Below are 19,227 nucleotides of genomic sequence, written 5' to 3' on the forward strand. Positions count from 1 at the left end.
GTTTGTGGTGAAAGTTACAGGCAATGAGTTTCAAGGGTTTGCAGCCGATCCTTTATGGTGGTCGTGAGGTTTGGCCGCTGGTGGAAGGCGGCAAGGGCGTGGCGGCGACCAACCATGCCAGTTCGGGCGCATGGGCGGCCGCAGGCGGCATTGGCACCGTCAGCGCGGTTAACGCCGACAGCTACGACCCCGAAGGCAAGATTATCCCCCAAATCTATCATGCAATGACCCGGCAGGGGCGCCATGAGGAATTGATCCGCTATGCCATTGACGGCGCAGTGGAACAGGTGAAACGGGCCTATGACATCGCCTCGGGCCGGGGCGCGATCAACATCAACGTCCTGTGGGAAATGGGCGGGGCGCAGCAGGTTCTCGAAGGCGTGCTCGAACGCACCAAGGGGCTGGTGACGGGCGTGACCTGCGGGGCGGGCATGCCGTACAAGCTTTCGGAGATCGCGGCGCGTTTCAACGTGCATTACCTGCCGATCGTCTCATCGGGCCGCGCCTTCCGCGCCTTGTGGAAGCGGGCCTATCACAAGGTGGCCGAACTGATGGCGGCGGTGGTCTATGAAGACCCCTGGCTGGCGGGTGGCCACAACGGTCTGTCGAATGCGGAAGACCCCACCAAGCCCCAGGATCCTTACCCCCGCGTTAAGCAACTTCGCGAAACGATGCGTGCCGAGGGCGTGCCCGACAGCGTTCCCATCGTCATGGCGGGCGGCGTGTGGTTTCTGCGCGAATGGGAAAACTGGATTGATAATCCGGAACTTGGCGCGATCCTGTTCCAGTTCGGCACCCGTCCGCTGCTGACCGAGGAAAGCCCGATTCCGCAGGCGTGGAAGGATCATCTGCGCACCATCGAGCCGGGCGATGTGCTGCTGCACAAGTTCTCGCCGACGGGTTTCTATTCCTCGGCGGTCAAGAATCCCTTCCTGATGAGCCTTGTCGCGCGCAGCGAGCGCCAGATCCCCTATTCCAAGGTGGAAGCGGGCGATCACACGGTGCAGCTTGACGTCGGCGTCAAGGGCAAGAACTTCTGGGTCACCCCCTGCGACCGCGCCCGCGCGCATCAGTGGGTGAATGAGGGCTTTGTCGAGGCGCTGCGCACGCCTGACGACACGGTGATCTTTGTCTCCAAGGCCGAGCGTGAGGAAATCCGCAAGGATCAGGCCGATTGCATGGGCTGTCTGTCGCATTGCGGTTTTTCCAGCTGGAAGGACCATGACGACTGGACCACGGGCCGCATGGCCGACCCGCGCAGCTTCTGCATCCAGAAGAGCCTGCAGAACATTGCCCATGGCGGCGACATCAACGAAAACCTGATGTTTGCGGGCCACGCGGCCTATCGCTTCAAGCAGGACCCGTTCTATTCGAACAATTTCACCCCCACGGTGAAGCAGTTGGTGGATCGCATCCTGACCGGCGATTGATCGGCGGGTTTGCGACCAAACACGGATGGCCCGGTCATGCACAGGCGTGGCCGGGCTTTTTCGTGCCCGCTTATGCCCGGCCTTGCGGCGGATTGCGTATGGCGCACCTTGCCGCATGGGTGCCAAAGTGGCTATACTTAGCCCATGTTGCATGAATTCTGGAATAAGTTCGGGCGTGCCGGCCTGCTGGCGGGTCTGATGGTCGGCGCATTGTCGGCCAATCCGGCGGGGGCCGAAACGCCGCAATTCCCGGCATGGCGTTCGCTGCGCGATCCGGTGGTCAATATGCGCACCGGGCCGGGCGAGGATTATGCGATCCGCTTTGTCTATCGCCGCCAGTTCCTGCCGATCAAAGTGCTGCGTCTGTTTCAGGGCTGGTATCTGGTCGAGGACCCCGATGGCGCGCGCGGCTGGATGATGATGCGCTTTCTCAACAAGACACCCACTGCGCTGATCCGGGGCAAGGGGCCGGTGGAAATGCATGCCGGGCCGGGCGAGGGTACACCGCTGTTGTGGAAACTGGCGCCGGGGCTGGTGGGGCGGCTTGGCGGCTGCAAGGATGGCTGGTGCCAGATCGATGTCGATCGCCATGTGGGTTTTGTGCCCGAAGGCCGTTTGTGGGGGGCGGGGAAGCCTTGAAGGTTGAGGGTCTAGGCCCTCAAGCTCCCGATACTGTCTGCGTTGCGCCTCAGGCTTTATCCGCATCTCGCCAAAGCGGCGCCCGCGATTATAAAGCCACCCCATAACCGGGATTGCAAAGGGACCAAGTCCCTTTGCCCGCCGGAGGCACCAATAACCCCGGACAAAAAAGAAGCGCCCCAACGTTTCCGTCAGAGCGCTCCCCTTAAACAAATGCCGGTGAATTAAACCAGTTCGACCGCCACGGCCGTGCCTTCACCGCCGCCGATGCAGAGCGCGGCCACGCCCTTCTTCAGCCCGCGCGCCTTGAGCGCCGCGATCAGCGTGACGAGGATGCGCGCGCCCGAGCAGCCGATCGGGTGGCCCAGAGCGGTGGCGCCTCCGTTGACGTTGACCTTTGCGTGATCGAGGCCGAGGTCGTGGATCGCGAACATGGCCACGCAGGCAAAGGCTTCGTTGACTTCGAACAGGTCAACATCGGCAACAGTCCAGCCTGCCTGATCCAGCGCCTTCTGGATCGCGCCGACCGGGGCCGTGGTGAACAGCTTGGGGTCATGGGCGTGGGCGGCGACGGCCTTGATGATGGCGACGGGCTTGGCACCCTTGGCCTCGGCCACGCTCTGGCGCGTGAGCACCATGGCCGCTGCGCCGTCCGAGATCGAGGACGAGGAGGCCGCCGTGATCGTGCCGTCCTTGGCAAAGGCGGGCTTGAGGGCGGGGATCTTGTCGGGGCGGCCCTTGCCGGGGGCTTCGTCGGTATCGACCACGACTTCGCCGCTGCGGGTCTTGATGGTCACGGGGGCGATTTCGTCGGCAAAGCGCCCTTCGGCCACCGCCGCCTTGGCGCGCGCCAGCGATTCGATCGAATAGGCGTCCATGCCCTCGCGCGTCAGGCCGTAATCATTGGCCGTGACCTGCGCAAAGCTGCCCATGGCGGCGCCTTCATAGGCGTCTTCGAGGCCGTCGAGGAACATGTGGTCATAGGCGGTGTCATGGCCGATGCGCGCGCCCGAGCGGTGCTTTTTGAGCAGATAGGGCGCGTTGGTCATGCTTTCCATGCCGCCCGCGATGACGAAATCGACGCTGCCTGCGGCCAGCGCTTCGGAGGCCATGATGACCGTCTGCATGCCCGAACCGCAGACCTTGTTGACGGTGGTGGCCTGCACCGACTTGGGCAGGCCAGCCTTGATCACGGCCTGACGGGCAGGGGCCTGACCAAGCCCTGCGGGCAGAACGCAGCCCATATAGGCGCGCTCGAATGCCTCACCAGCGATGCCCGATCGCTCGACGGCGGCCTTGACAGCGGTGGCGCCAAGTTCAGTGGCGGAAACTTCGGAGAGGCTGCCCTGCATCGCGCCCATCGGGGTGCGGGCGTAAGAAAGAATGACGATCGGATCAGCAGCGGAAATCTGTGCCATGAAACTAGGACCCTCCGGTGTGTAAGGCGCAGGTTGCGCCAGATGCTGCAAGGCGCATAGGCGCCCGAGGTTACAGGCGTGCGTGCCTGCGTCTTGTTTGAGATAGTGCCGCCGCGCAGCAAACGCAATCGGGGATAGGTCCTAGGCAGAAAGTGGCGGAAATACGCAAAATTTACGCTATTGCGAAGCACTTGCACACATTCTCGCAGGTTCTTTTCGCTCCTGCACAGTTTGAGGCGTCAGGACACTTGCACACCCCGGAAAGGGGGACTAGGGCCGCCAAAGCTCAACTTAATCTGCGAGTCAGCTCTTGATCGACCTGTCGCACTACCTGTCGAACTACCTTCCCATCCTGATCTTTCTCGGGATCGCGCTTGGTCTGTCTTCGGCCTTCGTCATTTTGCCCATTCTCGTGTCGCGCCTTACGGGTTCGTACAAACCGGATGCTGACAAGCTTTCGGAATATGAATGCGGCTTCCCCGCCTTTGAAGAACCGCGCAGCCAGTTTGACGTGCGTTTCTATCTCGTGGCGATCCTCTTCATCATCTTCGATCTCGAAGCAGCTTTCCTGTTTCCCTGGGCGGTCAGCCTTAAGGAAACCGGCTGGGCGGGCTGGCTGACGATGATGGTGTTTCTGGCCGAACTCGTGATCGGCTTTGCCTATGCGTGGAAGAAGGGAGCGTTGGACTGGGAATGAGTACAAATCCCTCCTTTGAACCGATCATGGCGGCCAACGGCAAGTTGGTCGCTCCCGATCAGGGTTTCTTTAACGACCTGTCGAACGAAGTGTCCGACAAGGGCTTTCTGGTGACCAGCACCGAGGAACTGTTTCAGTGGGCCCGTACCGGCTCGCTGTGGTGGATGACCTTTGGCCTGGCTTGCTGCGCCGTGGAAATGATCCACGTCAATATGCCGCGCTATGACATGGAGCGCTTTGGTGCTGCTCCGCGCGCATCGCCGCGTCAGTCAGACGTGATGATCGTGGCCGGCACGCTGTGCAACAAGATGGCCCCGGCGCTGCGCAAGGTCTATGACCAGATGTCGAACCCCAAGTATGTGATCTCGATGGGGTCATGTGCGAATGGCGGCGGCTATTACCACTATTCCTATTCGGTGGTGCGCGGCTGCGACCGCATTGTGCCGGTTGACATCTATGTGCCCGGTTGCCCGCCGACCGCCGAAGCCTTGCTCTATGGCATCATGCAGTTGCAGCGGAAGATCCGCCGCGTTGGCACCATCGAGCGTTGAGGGAGGGACGAATGGCTGTTCTGCATTCCGCCCCCAAGTGGAGCTCGAACGAGGGCGTTCTCGACACGCTGGTGGCCTCGCTGGCTCACCGCGTCGCGGCGTCCAAGGAAGAGCATGGCGAAATCGTCATCACGGTGACGCGCGAGCATATCGAGGATGCGCTGCGCATCCTGCGCGACAAGCATGAATATCAGCAGCTGGTGGAAATCGCCGGCGCCGACTATCCCAACCGCCCCGAGCGGTTTGAAGTCGTCTACATGCTGCTCTCGCTGACCAAGAATCACCGCATCATCGTCAAGACCACCACCGATGAAGTCGCCCCGGTTCCGACCGTGACGACGCTCTGGCCGGTGGCTGGCTGGCTCGAACGCGAAGTGTTCGACCTGTATGGCGTGGTCTTTGCGGGGAATGCGGACCTGCGCCGCATCCTGACCGACTATGGCTTTGAAGGGCATCCTTTCCGCAAGGACTTCCCGCTGACGGGCTATCAGGAACTGCGCTACTCGAACGAAGAGAAGCGCGTGGTTTATGAGCCGGTGCGTCTGGCGCAGGATCTGCGTCAGTTCGACTTCACCTCGCCGTGGGAAGGGGCCGATTACGTGCTGCCGGGCGACGAGAAAGCAGGGGAAGGCAAATGAGCGGTCTGATCCTCGAGGAATCGCCGACCACCGGCGATGAGATCATCACCAATTACACCATCAACTTCGGCCCTCAGCACCCCGCCGCCCATGGCGTGTTGCGCATGGTCACCGAGTTGGACGGTGAAATCGTCACGCGTATCGACCCGCATATCGGCCTGTTGCATCGCGGCACCGAAAAGCTGATCGAATACAAAACCTATCTGCAGGCGCTGCCCTATTTCGACCGGTTGGACTATTGTTCGCCGCTCGGCATGGAGCATTCCTATGTTCTGGCGGTGGAAAAGCTGCTGAACCTTGAAGTGCCCGAGCGCGCCAAGTGGCTGCGCACGATGTTTGCGGAAATCACGCGTATCTGCAACCACATGCTCAACATCGGTTCGCACGTCATGGACGTGGGCGCGATGACGCCGAACCTGTGGCTGTTCGAAATCCGCGAGGATTGCCTCAACTTCTTCGAGCGCGCTTCTGGCGCGCGTATGCACTCGGCATGGTTCCGCCCCGGCGGCGTCCATCAGGATGTGCCGCAGAAGCTGATCGACGACATCAGCGTCTGGCTCGACAAGCGTCTGCCCGAACTGTTCGAGGACGCGATGAGCCTGGTGTGCGACAACCGCATCTTCAAGCAGCGCAACGTCGATATCGCCACGGTCAGCAAGGAAGACGCGCTGGCATGGGGCTTTTCCGGCCCGATGATCCGCGGCAGCGGCATTCCCTGGGATCTGCGCAAGTCGCAGCCCTATGATGCCTACGATCAGGTCGATTTCGAAGTGCCCGTGGGCACGCGCGGCGACTGCTATGATCGCTTCATGGTCCGCGTGGAAGAAGTCCGCCAGTCGGCCCGCATCATCCGTCAGTGCATCGAAAAGATGCCCGCCGGGCCGGTGCTGAGCAGCGACCGCAAGGTGGCCCCGCCCAAGCGCGCCGAGATGAAGCAGGACATGGAAAGCCTGATCCATCACTTCAAGCTCTACACCGAAGGCTTCCACGTTCCGGCGGGCGAAGTCTATGTGGCCACCGAAAGCCCCAAGGGCGAATTTGGCGTCTATCTGGTGTCGGACGGCTCGAACAAGCCCTATCGCTGCAAGATCCGCCCGACGGCGTTCTCGCATCTTCAGGCGATGGACTTCATGACCAAGGGCCACATGCTGCCCGATATCACCGCCATCCTTGGCGCGATGGATATCGTGTTCGGGGAGTGCGACCGGTGAGCCAGAGCCTCAACCATCTGGCAACCGCCGAGGCGATGATTGCCGCCTATAACGCGCAGGATGCCGACCTTTACGTGTCCTACATGACCGACGATGCCTGCGAAGCGGGCTATCGCGGCGCTGTGGTGCGCGAAGGCAAGGAAGGCACCCGCACGGGCTTGGCCGCGGCTTTCGCCAAGTGGCCGCAGAACCATGCTGAGATCCGCGAAAAGCAGGCCATCGGCAATTATGTGCTGTTCCGCGAATATGTCACGCGCGGCCCGGCCAGCGATGGCTCGGAACTGGTCGAACCTTTCGAAGTCATCGCCGTCTATTCGTTCGAGGGCGACAAGTGCTCTCGCGTGGAGTTCATCCGCTAATGGCTGATCGTCATATCTACCCCGATAGCCCTGAGCTGCGCGCGCGCTGGGGCAATTTCGCCTGGACCGAGGCCAATGCGGCCAAGGCCAAGGAAATCGTCGCGCGCTATCCCGAAGGGCGTCAGCGCTCGGCCTCGATGCCGCTGCTCGATCTGGCGCAGCGTCAGGTGGGCGCGGAAACGAACACGCAGGGCTGGTTGCCGATCCCGGTGATGGAATATGTCGCGAATTATCTCGACATGCCGATCATCCGCGTGGTCGAGGTCGCCACCTTCTACACCATGTACAATCTGGTTCCGGTCGGAAAGTTCCATGTGCAGGTCTGCGGCACCACGCCCTGCATGCTGCGCGGCAGCGACGATCTGATTTCGGTGTGCAAGGCCAGGAAGATGCCGACCGGCGGCGTTTCGGAGGATGGTCTCTGGACCTTCACCGAGGTGGAATGCATGGGCAATTGCTCGTCGGCGCCGATGGTGCAGATCAATGACGACAATTACGAAGACCTGACCGCCGAGCGTTTCGAGGGCATTCTGGATGCTCTGGCGCGCGGCGAGAGCCCCAAGACGGGTACGCAGGAGCCGGGCCGCCACACGGTGGAGCCGGTGGGCGCGCTTTCGTCGCTGACCGCCATGGTCAATGAAAATCACGATTATCGGGGGGAGTGGTAAGTCATGGCCCTTCAGGACAAGGATCGTATCTTCACCAATCTCTACGGCTATCAGCTGTGGAACCTGCCCGCTGCGCGCGCGCGGGGCGATTGGGACAACACCAAGGCGCTGCTCGAAAAGGGCCGCGACGCGATTATTCAGGAAATCAAGGATTCGGGCCTGCGCGGTCGTGGTGGTGCGGGTTTCCCCACCGGCATGAAGTGGTCGTTCATGCCCAAGGAAAGCAAGGACGGCCGTCCCAGCTTCCTGGTCATCAACGCCGATGAATCCGAACCGGGTTCGTGCAAGGACCGCGAAATCATCCGCCACGATCCGCACAAGCTGATCGAAGGCGCGCTGGTGGCCGGTTTCGCGATGGGGGCCCGTGCGGCCTACATCTATATTCGCGGCGAATATATCCGCGAGGCCGAAACGCTGTTTGCCGCTGTTGCCGAGGCGTATGACGCCGGTCTGGTGGGCAAGAACGCCAGCGGTTCGGGCTATGATTTCGACGTTTTCGTCCATCGCGGCGCGGGCGCCTATATCTGCGGCGAAGAAACCGCGATGATCGAATCGATCGAAGGCAAGAAGGGCCAGCCCCGCTTGAAGCCTCCGTTCCCCGCCGGTGCCGGTCTTTACGGCTGCCCGACCACGGTGAACAATGTCGAATCGATTGCGGTTGCTCCCACCATCCTGCGTCGCGGCGCGGGCTGGTTCGCTTCGTTCGGGCGTGAGAACAACAAGGGCACCAAGCTCTTCCAGATCTCGGGCCATGTGAACAAGCCCTGCGTGGTCGAAGAAGAAATGTCGATCCCGTTCAGCGAGCTGATCGAGAAGCATTGCGGCGGCATTCGCGGCGGCAAGGACAATCTGTTGGCGGTCATCCCCGGCGGTTCGTCGGTGCCTCTGGTGCCTGCCGATCAGATCTGGGACGCGCCGATGGACTTTGACGGTCTGCGCGCGGTCGGTTCGGGTCTGGGCACGGCGGCGGTCATCGTCATGGACAAGTCCACCGATATCGTGCGCGCGATCAGCCGCCTTTCGTACTTCTACAAGCACGAAAGCTGCGGCCAGTGCACGCCGTGCCGCGAAGGCACCGGCTGGATGTGGCGCGTGATGGAGCGTCTGCGCAAGGGCGATGCCGATGTGCAGGAAATCGACATGCTCTGGAACGTCACCAAGCAGGTTGAAGGTCACACGATCTGCGCATTGGGTGACGCGGCGGCTTGGCCAATCCAGGGCCTGATCCGTCATTTCCGCCCCGAAATTGAGCGTCGCATTGCCGAAAAGGGCGGTGCGCTGCGGGAGGCCGCTGAGTAATGCCTAAGGTCAAAGTTGACGGCGTGGAACTGGAGGTGCCGGCCGGCGCCACTGTTCTGCAAGCCTGCGAAATGGCGGGGAAGGAAATTCCGCGCTTCTGTTATCACGAACGTCTGAGCATTGCGGGCAATTGCCGCATGTGCCTGGTCGAGGTGAAGCCTGGGCCGCCCAAGCCGCAGGCTTCCTGCGCGCTTCCGGCCGCCGAAGGTCAGGAAATCCGCACCGACAGTGAGATGGTCAAAAAGGCGCGTGAAGGGGTGATGGAGTTTCTCCTCATCAATCATCCGCTCGACTGCCCGATCTGCGATCAGGGCGGCGAATGCGACCTTCAGGATCAGAGCGTGGCCTATGGCCGCGGTTCTTCGCGTTACCATGAGCACAAGCGCGCGGTGACCGAGAAGTATATGGGCCCGCTGATCAAGACGGTGATGACGCGCTGCATCCAGTGCACGCGCTGCGTCCGTTTCAGCGAGGAAATTGCGGGTGTGGATGAAATCGGCGCGCTTTATCGCGGCGAAAACATGCAGATCAGCACCTATCTGGAAAAGGCCTCGACGCACGAACTGTCGGCCAATGTGATCGATCTGTGCCCGGTCGGCGCGCTGACTTCGCGTCCTTACGCGTTCGAAGCCCGTCCTTGGGAATTGAAGAAGACGATTTCGATCGACGTTTCGGACGCTATCGGCTCGAACATCCGCGTCGACGCGCGCGGTCGTGAAGCCATGCGCATTCTGCCGCGCGTCAATGATGACGTGAACGAGGAATGGTTGTCCGACAAGGGCCGCTACATGGTCGATGGCCTGTCCAAGCGCCGTCTTGATCGCCCGTATATTCGTCTCGACGGCAAGCTCAAGGCTGTGTCGTGGGACGAGGCGCTTGCCGCTGTCGCCAAGATTGCCCCGGGCAATTCGATTGCCGCGGTGGCGGGCGATCTGGTTGACGTTGAAACCATGTTTGCGGCCAAGAAGCTGCTGGCGGGCCTTGGTTCGTCGGTGCTCGAAGGGCGTCAGACGGGTCTGGCCTATGATTGCTCGAACCTGGCGGCTGTCAATTTCAACAGCACCATCGGCGGCATCGAAACCGCAGACGCCATCCTGATCGTGGGCAGCCACGTCCGCTGGGAAGCGGCCGTTCTGAACGCCCGCCTGCGCAAGGCGGTCAAGCATGGCGCCAAGGTGTTCATCATCGGCCCCGAATGGGAAACGACCTATCCGGCCGAATTCCTCGGCTCGGACGCTGCGGTGCTGAACGCTCTTCCGGCGCATGTGTGGTCGGCTTTGCAGGGCGCCAAGCGTCCGGCGCTGATCATCGGCGGGGCGGGGCTGGCCAAGGGCGCGCTCGAAGCGGGTCTTTCGATCAGCCAGCAGCTTGGCCTCGTGCGTACGCTCGAAGACGGTTCGGTGTGGAATGGTTTCAACGTTCTGCACATGGCGGCGTCGCGTATGGGCGGGCTGGTGCTGGGTTATGCGCAGAAGGGTGGCATCAAGGATGTCGCCGCTGCGAAGCCCAAGCTCCTGCTTTCGCTGGGCGCGGATGAGGTGGATTACACCCAGTTTGCCGACAGCATGATCGTCTATGTCGGCCATCATGGCGACAAGGGCGCCCATGCCGCTGACGTGATCCTGCCCGCTTCGGCCTTCACCGAAAAGGCCGGCATTTACGTCAACACCGAAGGTCGCGTGCAATTCGCCGAAAAGGCGGTGTTCGCGCCCGGTGATGCGCGTGAAGACTGGGCGATCCTGCGCGCCATGGCGCAGGTGCTGAACGTGAAGGTCGGCTTTGACAGCTTTGACGAACTGCGCAGCGCGCTGTTTGCCGAATATCCGGCGCTGCTGGTTGATGGCGGTCTGATTGATTTCGGCCCGCTGCCGACCGGCGTTTCGGGTTCGGCTGCCGGCGAAATCGCCTATCCGATCAAGGATTTCTATCTGACGAACCCGATTGCGCGGGCGAGTGAGACGCTGGCGCGTTGCTCGGCCGAACTGCTGCACGGGTCGCAACCCCAAGCGGAGGCTGCGGAATGACCGCCTTCTTCCAATCGCTTGGCCTGCCGTTTGAGGCGGCATGGCTGATTTCCACCATTGCGGGCATTTTGCTGATCGCGCTGCCGCTGATGCTCAGCGTGGCGATGATCATTTATGTCGACCGCAAGATCTGGGCAGCCATGGCGCTGCGTCGCGGTCCGAACGTTGTCGGCCCGCTGGGTCTGCTTCAGTCCTTCGCCGACGGTCTGAAGGTTTTCCTGCAGGAAACCATCGTTCCGACCGCCGCCAACAAGGGCATCTTCCTGATCGGCCCGGTGGTTACCTTCACGGTGACGCTGCTGGCCTGGGCGGTGATCCCGTTCAACTCGGGCGCGATCCTGGCCGACATCAACGTGGGCCTGCTCTATGTTCTGGCGATTTCGTCGCTGGGCGTTTACGGCACGATCATGGCTGGTTGGGCTTCGAACTCAAAATACCCGTTTTTCAGTGCGATGCGTGCATCTGCTCAGATGATTTCCTATGAAGTCTCGATCGGCTTCATCCTCATCTGCGTGGTGCTGTGGGCTGGTTCCTTCAATTTGGGCACGATCGTGTCGGCGCAGAAGGGCCATGTGTTCGGCATCCTGAACGGCTTTGGTTTCAATCCGCTGCTTTTCCCGATGTGGGTGCTGTTCCTGATCTCGGGCATGGCCGAAACCCAGCGCGCTCCGTTCGACCTTTGCGAAGCGGAGTCTGAACTCGTCGCCGGTTATCAGACCGAATATTCCTCGATGGCCTTCGCGCTGTTCTGGCTCGGCGAATATGGCAACGTGCTCTTGATGTGTGCGCTGAATGCCACGCTGTTCTGGGGTGGTTATCTGCCGCCGCTGGATATTCCGGTGCTGTATATGGTGCCGGGCGTGATCTGGCTGCTGCTCAAGATCTTCTTCTTCTTCTTTGTGTTCAGCTGGGTGAAGGCCACCGTGCCGCGCTATCGCTATGACCAGCTGATGCGTCTGGGCTGGAAAATCTTCCTGCCGCTCTCGCTGCTGTTCGTTTTCCTCGTCAGCGGTTACCTCATGGCTACGGGACATTTTGCATGAGCGTCGCCCATCTCATCAAGAGTTTCACCCTCTGGGAGTTCGTGAAGGCTCACGCCTTGACCTTGAAGTATTTCTTCAAGGAAAAGGCGACCATCAACTATCCCTATGAGAAGAACCCGCTTTCGCCCCGTTTCCGTGGTGAACATGCGCTGCGTCGCTATCCCAATGGGGAAGAGCGCTGCATCGCGTGCAAATTGTGCGAGGCGATCTGCCCCGCGCAGGCCATCACCATCGAGGCCGAACCGCGCGATGACGGCAGCCGCCGCACCACGCGTTATGACATCGACATGACCAAGTGCATCTTCTGCGGTTTTTGCCAGGAAGCATGCCCGGTCGACGCCATCGTCGAAGGGCCCAATTTCGAATACGCGACCGAAACGCGTGCCGAACTGCTCTATGACAAGAACAAGCTGTTGGCGAACGGGGACAAGTGGGAGCGGGCGATTGCCGCGAACCTTGAAGCCGATGCGCCCTACCGTTAAGGCGCGGGCCGGAGACAAGAGATGATCCAAACGCTTGCCTTTTATCTGTTCGCCGCGCTGGTGATTGCGTCGGCCGTGATGACCATCACGGCGCGCAATCCGGTGCATTCCGTGTTGTGGCTGATCCTGGCCTTCTTCAACGCGGCCGGTCTGATGATCCTGATCGGCGCCGAATTCATCGCGATGCTTCTGGTCATCGTCTATGTCGGCGCGGTGGCGGTGCTGTTCCTGTTCGTGGTGATGATGCTCGACATCGATTTTGCCACGCTGCGGGCCGGTTTTGTGAAGAACTTCCCGCTGGGTCTGGCGATTGCCGGTATCCTGCTGGCCGAACTGCTGTTTGGTCTTGGCGCTCATTCGGCCGGCGGGCTTGTGCTGGGCACGCCCGATGCGGCGACGGCTCCTGCCGCCAATGTGCCCAATATTCAGGCGATCGGCGCAGTGCTCTATGGGCACTACCTGTTCCTGTTCGAAGCGGCGGGTGTCGTGCTGCTGGTGGCCATGATCGGCGCCATCGTGCTGACCCATCGCCAGCGCAATGACGTGCGTCCGCAGAATATCTCCGAACAGGTCAAGCGCCGTCCGGAAGATGCCACCATCAACACCCGTCCCGAAGTGGGCGGCGGCGTGAAGCTGTAAGGGGGCGGCCATGATCGGTATTGAACATTATATCGTTGTCAGCTCGATCCTCTTCGGGCTGGGCGTGCTGGGCATCGTGCTCAACCGCAAGAACATCATCATCGTGTTGATGGCCATCGAGCTGATTCTGCTCTCGGTGAACATCAACCTCGTGGCCTTCAGCGCCTTCCTGCATGACCTGGCCGGTCAGATCTTCGCGATGTTCGTGTTGACGGTGGCCGCGGGTGAAGCAGCCGTGGGCCTGGCCATCCTCGTGATCTACTTCCGCAGCCGCGGCACGATCGCGGTGGACGACGCCAACCGGATGAAGGGGTAAGACCTGTGCATTCGATCCTCTTCATTGTTTTCCTGCCGTTGCTGGCCTCGGTTATCGCCGGGCTTGGCAACAAGGCGCTGGGCAAGTTCCCGGCCAAGGTGGTGACGACGGGAGCGCTGTTCGCAGCTTGCTTCCTTTCATGGATGACTTTCACCCCCTTTCTGACCGGCCATGCCGAAGCCACCGTCGTTCCCGTGCTCAAGTGGGTGCAGTCGGGCGATCTCAGCTTTAACTGGGAACTGCGCGTCGACACGCTGACGGCGGTGATGCTGGTGGTGATCACCAGCGTCTCGGCTCTGGTTCACCTTTACAGCTGGGGCTATATGGACGAAGAGCCGGATCAGCCGCGCTTCTTCTCCTATCTCTCGCTCTTCACCTTCGCCATGCTCATGCTGGTGACCGCGAACAATCTGGTTCAGATGTTCTTCGGCTGGGAAGGCGTGGGTCTGGCCTCGTATCTGCTGATCGGCTTCTGGTTCCGCAAGCCCAGTGCCGGCGCGGCCGCTATCAAGGCTTTCGTGGTCAACCGGGTGGGTGACCTTGGCTTCATGCTGGGTATCTTCGGCGTGTTTCTGGTGTTCGGCACGGTGTCGATCCCCGAAATCCTCGCCAATGTTCCCAACCATGCGGGCAGCACGATCGGCTTCCTTGGCCACCGTTTTGACACGCTGACGATTATTTCGATCCTGCTGTTCATCGGCGCGATGGGCAAGTCGGCCCAGCTTGGTCTTCACACGTGGCTCCCGGACGCGATGGAAGGCCCGACCCCTGTGTCGGCGCTGATCCACGCGGCCACCATGGTGACCGCAGGCGTGTTCATGACCTGCCGCCTTTCGCCGCTGTTCTCGGCCAGCCCCGATGCGATGACTTTTGTCACCATCGTTGGCGCCGCCACCTGCTTCTTTGCCGCCACCATCGGCACGACGCAGTGGGACATCAAGCGCGTGATCGCCTATTCGACCTGTTCGCAGCTGGGCTATATGTTCTTTGCGGCTGGTTCGGGCGCTTTCGGTGCGGCCATGTTCCACCTGTTCACGCACGCTTTCTTCAAGGCTCTGTTGTTCCTTGGCGCCGGCAGCGTGATCCATGCGATGCATCACGAGCAGGACATGCGCTATTACGGCGCGCTGCGTAAGAAGATCCCGCTCACCTATTGGGCGATGATGGCCGGTACGCTGGCGATCACTGGCGTTGGTCTGGTGGACGTGTTCGGCTTTGCAGGCTTCTATTCGAAGGACTCGATCCTCGAAGCGGCCTATGGCACCGGCACGGGCGTTGGCCACTTTGCCTTCTTCATGGGCGTCGCGGCGGCTCTGCTGACCTCGTTCTACTCTTGGCGTCTGGTGTTCCTCACCTTCTTCGGCAAGCCCCGCTGGTCGCAGTCGGAGCATATCCAGCATGCCGTTCATGACGATCATGGGCATGATCACGCGCATGGGCATGATCACGGTCACGACCATCACCATGGCCATGCCCATGACGACGATGGCACCGCTGGCTATCACCCGCATGAAAGCCCGCTGGTCATGTTGCTCCCGCTCATCATCCTGAGCATCGGTGCGGTGTTTGCCGGCTTCGTCTTCAGCCATGCCTTCATCTCCGAAGGCGAGGGTGAATTCTGGAAGGGCAGCCTCGTGTTCTCGGAACACCTGATCCACCACATGCATGAAGTGCCTGTGTGGGTGAAGTGGGCTCCGTTCGGCGTGATGGTGACCGGCCTGCTGGGCGCGATCTACGCCTACATCATCAACCCCGGCTTTCCGGCGGCCTTTGTCCGCGCGATCAAGCCGATCCACACTTTCGTTTACAACAAGTGGTTCTTTGACGAACTCTACAACTTCCTGTTCGTCCGCCCCGCCTTCGCGCTGGGCCGGTTGTTCTGGAAGGCTGGCGATGTCGGCTTCATTGACCGCTTTGGCCCCAATGGTGCGGCCTGGGTTGTGGTTCAGGGCACGGGTCTGGCCCGTCGTCTCCAATCTGGTCTGCTCACCAGCTATGCGCTGTGGATGCTGATCGGCCTGGTGGCTGCGGTCAGCTGGGTTCTCACTCGATAAAGGCGGGCAGCGAAAAGGTTTTATGGCAATGACCGGTTTTCCCATCCTTTCGCTGATGCTGGCGGTGCCAGCGGTTGCGGCTGTGGCGGCTTTGTTCGCCTCGGCCGGGGCCGCGCGCACCATCGCGTTGGTGGCGACGTTGATCGACCTGGCGCTGGGCCTCGATCTCTGGGCCAATTACCAGATCGGCGGGCCCCAGTGGCAATTCGTCGAACACGCCCAATTGTTCAGCGGTTTCAGCTGGGCGCTTGGCATTGACGGCATCGCTCTGGTGCTGATCGTCCTGTCCGTCTTCCTGATGCCGATCTGTATCGGTGCCAGCTGGGACGCGATCGAAAAGCGCGTGCCTGAATATATGGCCGCGTTCCTGTTCATGGAAACGCTGATGATCGGTGTTTTCGCGGCGCAGGATCTCTTCCTGTTCTACATCCTGTTCGAGGCAGGTCTGATCCCGATGTATCTGATCATCGGCATCTGGGGCGGCGCGGATCGCATCTACGCCAGCTACAAGTTCTTCCTCTATACGCTGCTTGGCTCGGTGCTGATGCTGATCGCCATGCTGTGGATCGTGAACCTGACGGGCACCACGTCGATCCCCGTGCTGATGGAATACAACTTCCCGGTGCAGGCGCAGTATCTGCTGTGGCTGGCCTTCTTCGCCTCTTTCGCGGTGAAGATGCCGATGTGGCCGGTGCACACCTGGCTTCCCGACGCGCACGTGCAGGCGCCGACCGCTGGTTCGGTCATCCTGGCGGGCGTGCTGCTCAAGATGGGCGGCTATGGCTTCATCCGCTTCAGCCTGCCCTTCTTCCCCGAAGCCAGCGCCTATTTCGCGCCGCTGGTGTGGGGCCTCTCGATCGTCGCGGTGGTTTACACCTCGCTGGTCGCGCTGGTTCAGTCGGACATGAAGAAGCTGATTGCCTATTCGTCGGTGGCGCATATGGCCATCGTGACGCTCGGCCTGTTTGCCTTCAACCGTCAGGGTCTTGAAGGCTCGATGGTGGTGATGCTGGCTCACGGTCTGGTGTCGGGCGCGCTCTTCCTCTGCGTGGGCGTGATCTATGATCGCCTGCATACCCGCGAAATCAACCGCTACGGCGGTATTGCGATCAACATGCCGCATTATGCGCTGTTCTTCATGTTCTTCACCATGGCTTCGGTGGGGCTGCCCGCCACCGCCAACTTTGTCGGTGAATTCCTGTCGCTTCAGGGCATCTACAAGGCGTCGAGCTGGACCGCGCTGATCGCGGGCACGGGCATCATTCTGGGTGCGGCCTATATGCTGTATCTCTATCGCCGGGTTGCCTTTGGCGAGCAGAAGAATGCCGATGCCGCCGCGATGCCGGATCTGACGGCGCGCGAATATCTGCTGCTGACGCCGCTGGTGATCGCGACGCTGTGGATGGGTATCTATCCTGAAAGCTTCATCGCGCCGATCCGCGCCGACATCGCCCATCTTGACGCCCGCCTTGCCGCGGCCCGTCCGGCCGGTGATGCGCAGGTGACGCCGGGCCATCCTGTGGCTGAAACTCATGAAAGCGCCGAGCATAGCGGCGAAGGGAGTGAAAAGTAATGAACTGGGCATCTTCCCTTCGCCTGGTGGCCGCTGAGGAATTCCTCAGCGTCTCCGGGCTGGTGCTCCTGCTGGTCTGCGCATGGGCGGGTGACAAATCCGCCCGTCTGGTGACCTGGCTCGCGGTTGCGGCTTTGGCTGTGGCGGGCGTGCTGGTCGCGCCTGCGCTGGGCGGCGGCGTGTTCGGTGCCGAAGCTACGGCTTTTTACGGCCAGTATGCGGCGGACAGCTTCTCCTCCTTTGCCAAGCTGTTGATCTATGGCGCGGCGGGTGCTTCGTTGCTGGTGGCGCCCGGCTTCTTTGAGCGTCAGGGCGGCTATCGCGCCGAATATCCGGTGCTGGCGCTGTTCGCGGCGCTGGGCATGGGCCTGATGGTGTCGGCCACCGACATGCTCACGCTCTATGTCGGCCTCGAAATGAACTCGCTGGCGGCCTATGTGCTGGCGGCCATGCTGCGCACCGATGATCGTTCGCCCGAAGCGGGTCTGAAGTATTTCGTGCTGGGTTCGCTGGCTTCGGGCATCCTGCTCTTCGGCATCAGCCTGACCTATGGCTTTGCCGGCAGCACGAGTTTTGAGGCGATCCACACCGCGCTGGTGGGCAAGATGTCGACCGGCTCGCTGTTTGGTCTGGTGTTCATCCTTGTCGGCCTGTCCTTCAAGATCAGCGCTGTGCCGTTCCATATGTGGACGCCCGACGTCTATGAAGGCGCGCCGACCCCGGTGACGACCTTCTTCGCCACCGCGCCCAAGGTTGCCGCTCTGGCGCTGACCATGCGCGTCACGCTGTTTGCCTTTGGCATGCAGGCGGCCGCCTGGCAGCAGATCATTGTCGCCATTTCGCTGCTCTCGATCGTCGTGGGCGCGCTGGGGGCCATCGGTCAGGGCAATATCAAGCGCCTGATGGCCTATTCGTCGATCAACAACGTCGGCTTCATGCTGATCGGTCTGGCCGCCGCCACGCCGGGTGGCGCGGCTTCGATGCTGGTGTATCTGGCTATCTATGTCGTGATGTCGATTGGCGGGTTCGTGGCGATCCTGTCGCTGCGCGACGCCGAAGGCAATTCGGTGGAAAAGATCGCCGATCTTGCCGGTCTGTCGCGCAGCAAGCCGGGTCTGGCCTTTGTGCTGGCGATGGTGATGTTCAGCCTGGCCGGTATCCCGCCGCTCTTCGGCTTCTGGGGCAAGTTCGTGGTCTTCCAGTCGGCGGTTGCCGCTGGTCTGGTCCCGCTCGCCACGGTGGGTATCGCGGCTTCGGTGATCGGTGCCTTCTACTACCTCAAGGTGGTCAAGGTGCTGTATTTCGATGAACCGGCGGACAAGGTTGTTGGCTCGGTCGACGGTGTTCACGCGGTCCTGCTCTATGGCAGCGCCGTCGTGATTTCTCCGGTCGGCTATCTGTTCACCGGTTGGCTGGGCGGTCTGGCCCAGTCGGCGGCGGCGGCGCTGTTCCACGCGGCCTGAGAACCTGTGCTTTGATGGAAATCATCGGCCTGACCGGCTCGACCAATGCAGACCTTGCGCAAAGGCTGACATCGGGCGAGCCGGTTGCTGAAGGACACTGGCTGATCGCCGACCGCCAGAATGCGGGGCGGGGGCGGTTGGGCCGGGTCTGGAATGACGGGCTTGGCAATTTCATGGGCTCGACTGTGGTGCGTATCGACGCGCATCAACCGCCTGCTCCCAGCCTCGCGCTGGTGGCAGGCGTTGCCGTTCAGGCCTGCGTTGCCGATCTGGTGCCTCCGCCGCGTTGCGCCTTGCTGAAATGGCCCAATGACGTGCTGGTCGGGCAGGCCAAGGTGGCCGGGATCCTGCTGGAGGCGGTGGCCGGGTTTGTGATTGTCGGCATCGGGGTCAATTTGGCCAGCGCACCGCAATTGCCTGATCGTGAGACGGCGGCGCTCAGCCATTATGGCCCGGCGCCCGACCGTGACGCCTTTGCCATGACTTTGACGGCCCGGTTTGCCGGCGAACTGGCCCATTGGCGCCAATTCGGCCTTTCAGCGCTGGTTCAACGTTGGCAGGCCGCGGCGCATCCCCTCGGTACGCCGCTCGTGGTCCGCGAGGCCAGCGGACGGGTGATCAGCGGCAATTTTTCGGGGCTGAATGAGGATGGGGCCTTGCGGTTGCAGCTTTCGGGCGGCACGGTCCAAACCATTCACGCAGGCGACGTCGAACTCGCCTGAT

18 protein-coding genes and 1 pseudogene are annotated in these 19,227 nt (G+C 61.4%); 18 read left to right on the forward strand and 1 reads right to left on the reverse strand.

What is annotated here, in order from left to right; translation table 11 throughout:
• Positions 1-23 precede the first annotated feature (23 nt).
• Together PQ457_RS04270 and PQ457_RS04275 are read left to right on the forward strand one after the other, a co-directional pair.
• Positions 24-1,430 (forward strand): NAD(P)H-dependent flavin oxidoreductase, encoded by a 1,407-nt coding sequence (locus PQ457_RS04270; RefSeq protein ID WP_273618538.1) that lies wholly within the window; start codon positions 24-26, stop codon positions 1,428-1,430.
• Between the two features lie 144 nt (positions 1,431-1,574).
• Positions 1,575-2,069 carry an SH3 domain-containing protein gene (locus tag PQ457_RS04275; RefSeq protein WP_273618539.1) on the forward strand — a complete coding sequence of 165 codons (495 nt, stop codon included), beginning with the start codon at positions 1,575-1,577 and terminating at the stop codon, positions 2,067-2,069.
• A 224-nt stretch (positions 2,070-2,293) separates the two neighbouring features.
• Here the strand turns inward: PQ457_RS04275 and PQ457_RS04280 are convergent, their stop codons facing one another.
• The gene (locus PQ457_RS04280) at positions 2,294-3,487 is read right to left on the reverse strand and encodes a thiolase family protein (RefSeq protein WP_273618540.1); all 1,194 of its coding nucleotides are present in this window, start codon (positions 3,485-3,487) and stop codon (positions 2,294-2,296) included.
• 310 nt (positions 3,488-3,797) lie between these two features.
• Between PQ457_RS04280 and PQ457_RS04285 the strand changes: the two genes are divergently transcribed.
• From PQ457_RS04285 to PQ457_RS04360, 16 genes and pseudogenes are all read left to right on the forward strand, one after another.
• Entirely contained in the window at positions 3,798-4,184 is a 387-nt protein-coding gene (locus tag PQ457_RS04285) for an NADH-quinone oxidoreductase subunit A (protein WP_168602385.1), read from the forward strand.
• Positions 4,181-4,735, forward strand: a complete 555-nt coding sequence (locus PQ457_RS04290) for a NuoB/complex I 20 kDa subunit family protein (RefSeq protein WP_168602386.1) — start codon at positions 4,181-4,183, stop codon at positions 4,733-4,735. The genes PQ457_RS04285 and PQ457_RS04290 overlap by 4 nt, the downstream gene beginning before the upstream one ends.
• An 11-nt stretch (positions 4,736-4,746) precedes the next feature.
• A pseudogene (locus PQ457_RS04295) lies at positions 4,747-5,358 on the forward strand (NADH-quinone oxidoreductase subunit C); the annotation flags it as partial.
• Positions 5,359-5,369: 11 nt separating this feature from the next.
• Positions 5,370-6,584: an NADH-quinone oxidoreductase subunit D gene (locus PQ457_RS04300; protein ID WP_273618542.1), complete on the forward strand. Its 1,215-nt coding sequence runs from the start codon at positions 5,370-5,372 to the stop codon at positions 6,582-6,584.
• A 35-nt stretch (positions 6,585-6,619) separates the two neighbouring features.
• Entirely contained in the window at positions 6,620-6,943 is a 324-nt protein-coding gene (locus PQ457_RS04305; protein ID WP_168602867.1) for a nuclear transport factor 2 family protein, read from the forward strand.
• The gene (nuoE, locus tag PQ457_RS04310) at positions 6,943-7,611 is read left to right on the forward strand and encodes an NADH-quinone oxidoreductase subunit NuoE (protein ID WP_273618543.1); all 669 of its coding nucleotides are present in this window, start codon (positions 6,943-6,945) and stop codon (positions 7,609-7,611) included. The genes PQ457_RS04305 and nuoE overlap by 1 nt, the downstream gene beginning before the upstream one ends.
• 3 nt (positions 7,612-7,614) lie before the next feature.
• Complete coding sequence (gene nuoF / locus PQ457_RS04315) at positions 7,615-8,910, forward strand: NADH-quinone oxidoreductase subunit NuoF (RefSeq protein ID WP_273618544.1); 1,296 nt, start codon at positions 7,615-7,617, stop codon at positions 8,908-8,910.
• Positions 8,910-10,934: an NADH-quinone oxidoreductase subunit NuoG gene (gene nuoG, locus PQ457_RS04320; RefSeq protein WP_273618545.1), complete on the forward strand. Its 2,025-nt coding sequence runs from the start codon at positions 8,910-8,912 to the stop codon at positions 10,932-10,934. The genes nuoF and nuoG overlap by 1 nt, the downstream gene beginning before the upstream one ends.
• On the forward strand, positions 10,931-11,977 hold the full coding sequence (nuoH, locus tag PQ457_RS04325; protein ID WP_183625250.1) for an NADH-quinone oxidoreductase subunit NuoH: 1,047 nt from the start codon (positions 10,931-10,933) through the stop codon (positions 11,975-11,977). The genes nuoG and nuoH overlap by 4 nt, the downstream gene beginning before the upstream one ends.
• A complete protein-coding gene (gene nuoI / locus PQ457_RS04330) occupies positions 11,974-12,459 on the forward strand; it encodes an NADH-quinone oxidoreductase subunit NuoI (RefSeq protein ID WP_168602393.1) in 486 nt (161 codons plus the stop codon). The genes nuoH and nuoI overlap by 4 nt, the downstream gene beginning before the upstream one ends.
• A gap of 21 nt (positions 12,460-12,480) precedes the next feature.
• Positions 12,481-13,098 (forward strand): NADH-quinone oxidoreductase subunit J, encoded by a 618-nt coding sequence (locus PQ457_RS04335; RefSeq protein WP_168602394.1) that lies wholly within the window; start codon positions 12,481-12,483, stop codon positions 13,096-13,098.
• A 10-nt stretch (positions 13,099-13,108) separates the two neighbouring features.
• Positions 13,109-13,414: an NADH-quinone oxidoreductase subunit NuoK gene (gene nuoK / locus PQ457_RS04340; protein ID WP_168602395.1), complete on the forward strand. Its 306-nt coding sequence runs from the start codon at positions 13,109-13,111 to the stop codon at positions 13,412-13,414.
• Positions 13,415-13,419: 5 nt separating this feature from the next.
• Positions 13,420-15,468, forward strand: coding sequence for an NADH-quinone oxidoreductase subunit L (nuoL, locus tag PQ457_RS04345; RefSeq protein WP_273618546.1), 2,049 nt, complete (start codon positions 13,420-13,422; stop codon positions 15,466-15,468).
• A gap of 28 nt (positions 15,469-15,496) precedes the next feature.
• Positions 15,497-17,041, forward strand: coding sequence for an NADH-quinone oxidoreductase subunit M (locus tag PQ457_RS04350; RefSeq protein ID WP_168602397.1), 1,545 nt, complete (start codon positions 15,497-15,499; stop codon positions 17,039-17,041).
• The gene (nuoN, locus tag PQ457_RS04355) at positions 17,041-18,504 is read left to right on the forward strand and encodes an NADH-quinone oxidoreductase subunit NuoN (protein WP_273618547.1); all 1,464 of its coding nucleotides are present in this window, start codon (positions 17,041-17,043) and stop codon (positions 18,502-18,504) included. Before PQ457_RS04350 ends, nuoN begins: the two co-directional genes overlap by 1 nt.
• A gap of 14 nt (positions 18,505-18,518) precedes the next feature.
• Positions 18,519-19,226 carry a biotin--[acetyl-CoA-carboxylase] ligase gene (locus PQ457_RS04360; RefSeq protein ID WP_273618548.1) on the forward strand — a complete coding sequence of 236 codons (708 nt, stop codon included), beginning with the start codon at positions 18,519-18,521 and terminating at the stop codon, positions 19,224-19,226.
• Position 19,227 lies beyond the last annotated feature (1 nt).

The sequence above is a fragment of the Novosphingobium humi genome (genome assembly GCF_028607105.1).
GTDB lineage: Bacteria > Pseudomonadota > Alphaproteobacteria > Sphingomonadales > Sphingomonadaceae > Novosphingobium > Novosphingobium humi.

Bases quoted from the DNA above. Each gene is read 5' to 3' on its own strand.
- PQ457_RS04270 (WP_273618538.1), top strand. From the start codon at position 24: ATGAGTTTCAAGGGTTTGCAGCCGATCCTTTATGGTGGTCGTGAGGTT.
- PQ457_RS04275 (WP_273618539.1), top strand. From the start codon at position 1,575: ATGTTGCATGAATTCTGGAATAAGTTCGGGCGTGCCGGCCTGCTGGCG.
- PQ457_RS04280 (WP_273618540.1), bottom strand. From the start codon at position 3,487: ATGGCACAGATTTCCGCTGCTGATCCGATCGTCATTCTTTCTTACGCC.
- PQ457_RS04290 (WP_168602386.1), top strand. From the start codon at position 4,181: ATGAGTACAAATCCCTCCTTTGAACCGATCATGGCGGCCAACGGCAAG.
- PQ457_RS04300 (WP_273618542.1), top strand. From the start codon at position 5,370: ATGAGCGGTCTGATCCTCGAGGAATCGCCGACCACCGGCGATGAGATC.
- PQ457_RS04305 (WP_168602867.1), top strand. From the start codon at position 6,620: ATGATTGCCGCCTATAACGCGCAGGATGCCGACCTTTACGTGTCCTAC.
- nuoE (WP_273618543.1), top strand. From the start codon at position 6,943: ATGGCTGATCGTCATATCTACCCCGATAGCCCTGAGCTGCGCGCGCGC.
- nuoF (WP_273618544.1), top strand. From the start codon at position 7,615: ATGGCCCTTCAGGACAAGGATCGTATCTTCACCAATCTCTACGGCTAT.
- nuoG (WP_273618545.1), top strand. From the start codon at position 8,910: ATGCCTAAGGTCAAAGTTGACGGCGTGGAACTGGAGGTGCCGGCCGGC.
- nuoH (WP_183625250.1), top strand. From the start codon at position 10,931: ATGACCGCCTTCTTCCAATCGCTTGGCCTGCCGTTTGAGGCGGCATGG.
- nuoI (WP_168602393.1), top strand. From the start codon at position 11,974: ATGAGCGTCGCCCATCTCATCAAGAGTTTCACCCTCTGGGAGTTCGTG.
- PQ457_RS04335 (WP_168602394.1), top strand. From the start codon at position 12,481: ATGATCCAAACGCTTGCCTTTTATCTGTTCGCCGCGCTGGTGATTGCG.
- nuoK (WP_168602395.1), top strand. From the start codon at position 13,109: ATGATCGGTATTGAACATTATATCGTTGTCAGCTCGATCCTCTTCGGG.
- PQ457_RS04350 (WP_168602397.1), top strand. From the start codon at position 15,497: ATGACCGGTTTTCCCATCCTTTCGCTGATGCTGGCGGTGCCAGCGGTT.
- nuoN (WP_273618547.1), top strand. From the start codon at position 17,041: ATGAACTGGGCATCTTCCCTTCGCCTGGTGGCCGCTGAGGAATTCCTC.
- PQ457_RS04360 (WP_273618548.1), top strand. From the start codon at position 18,519: ATGGAAATCATCGGCCTGACCGGCTCGACCAATGCAGACCTTGCGCAA.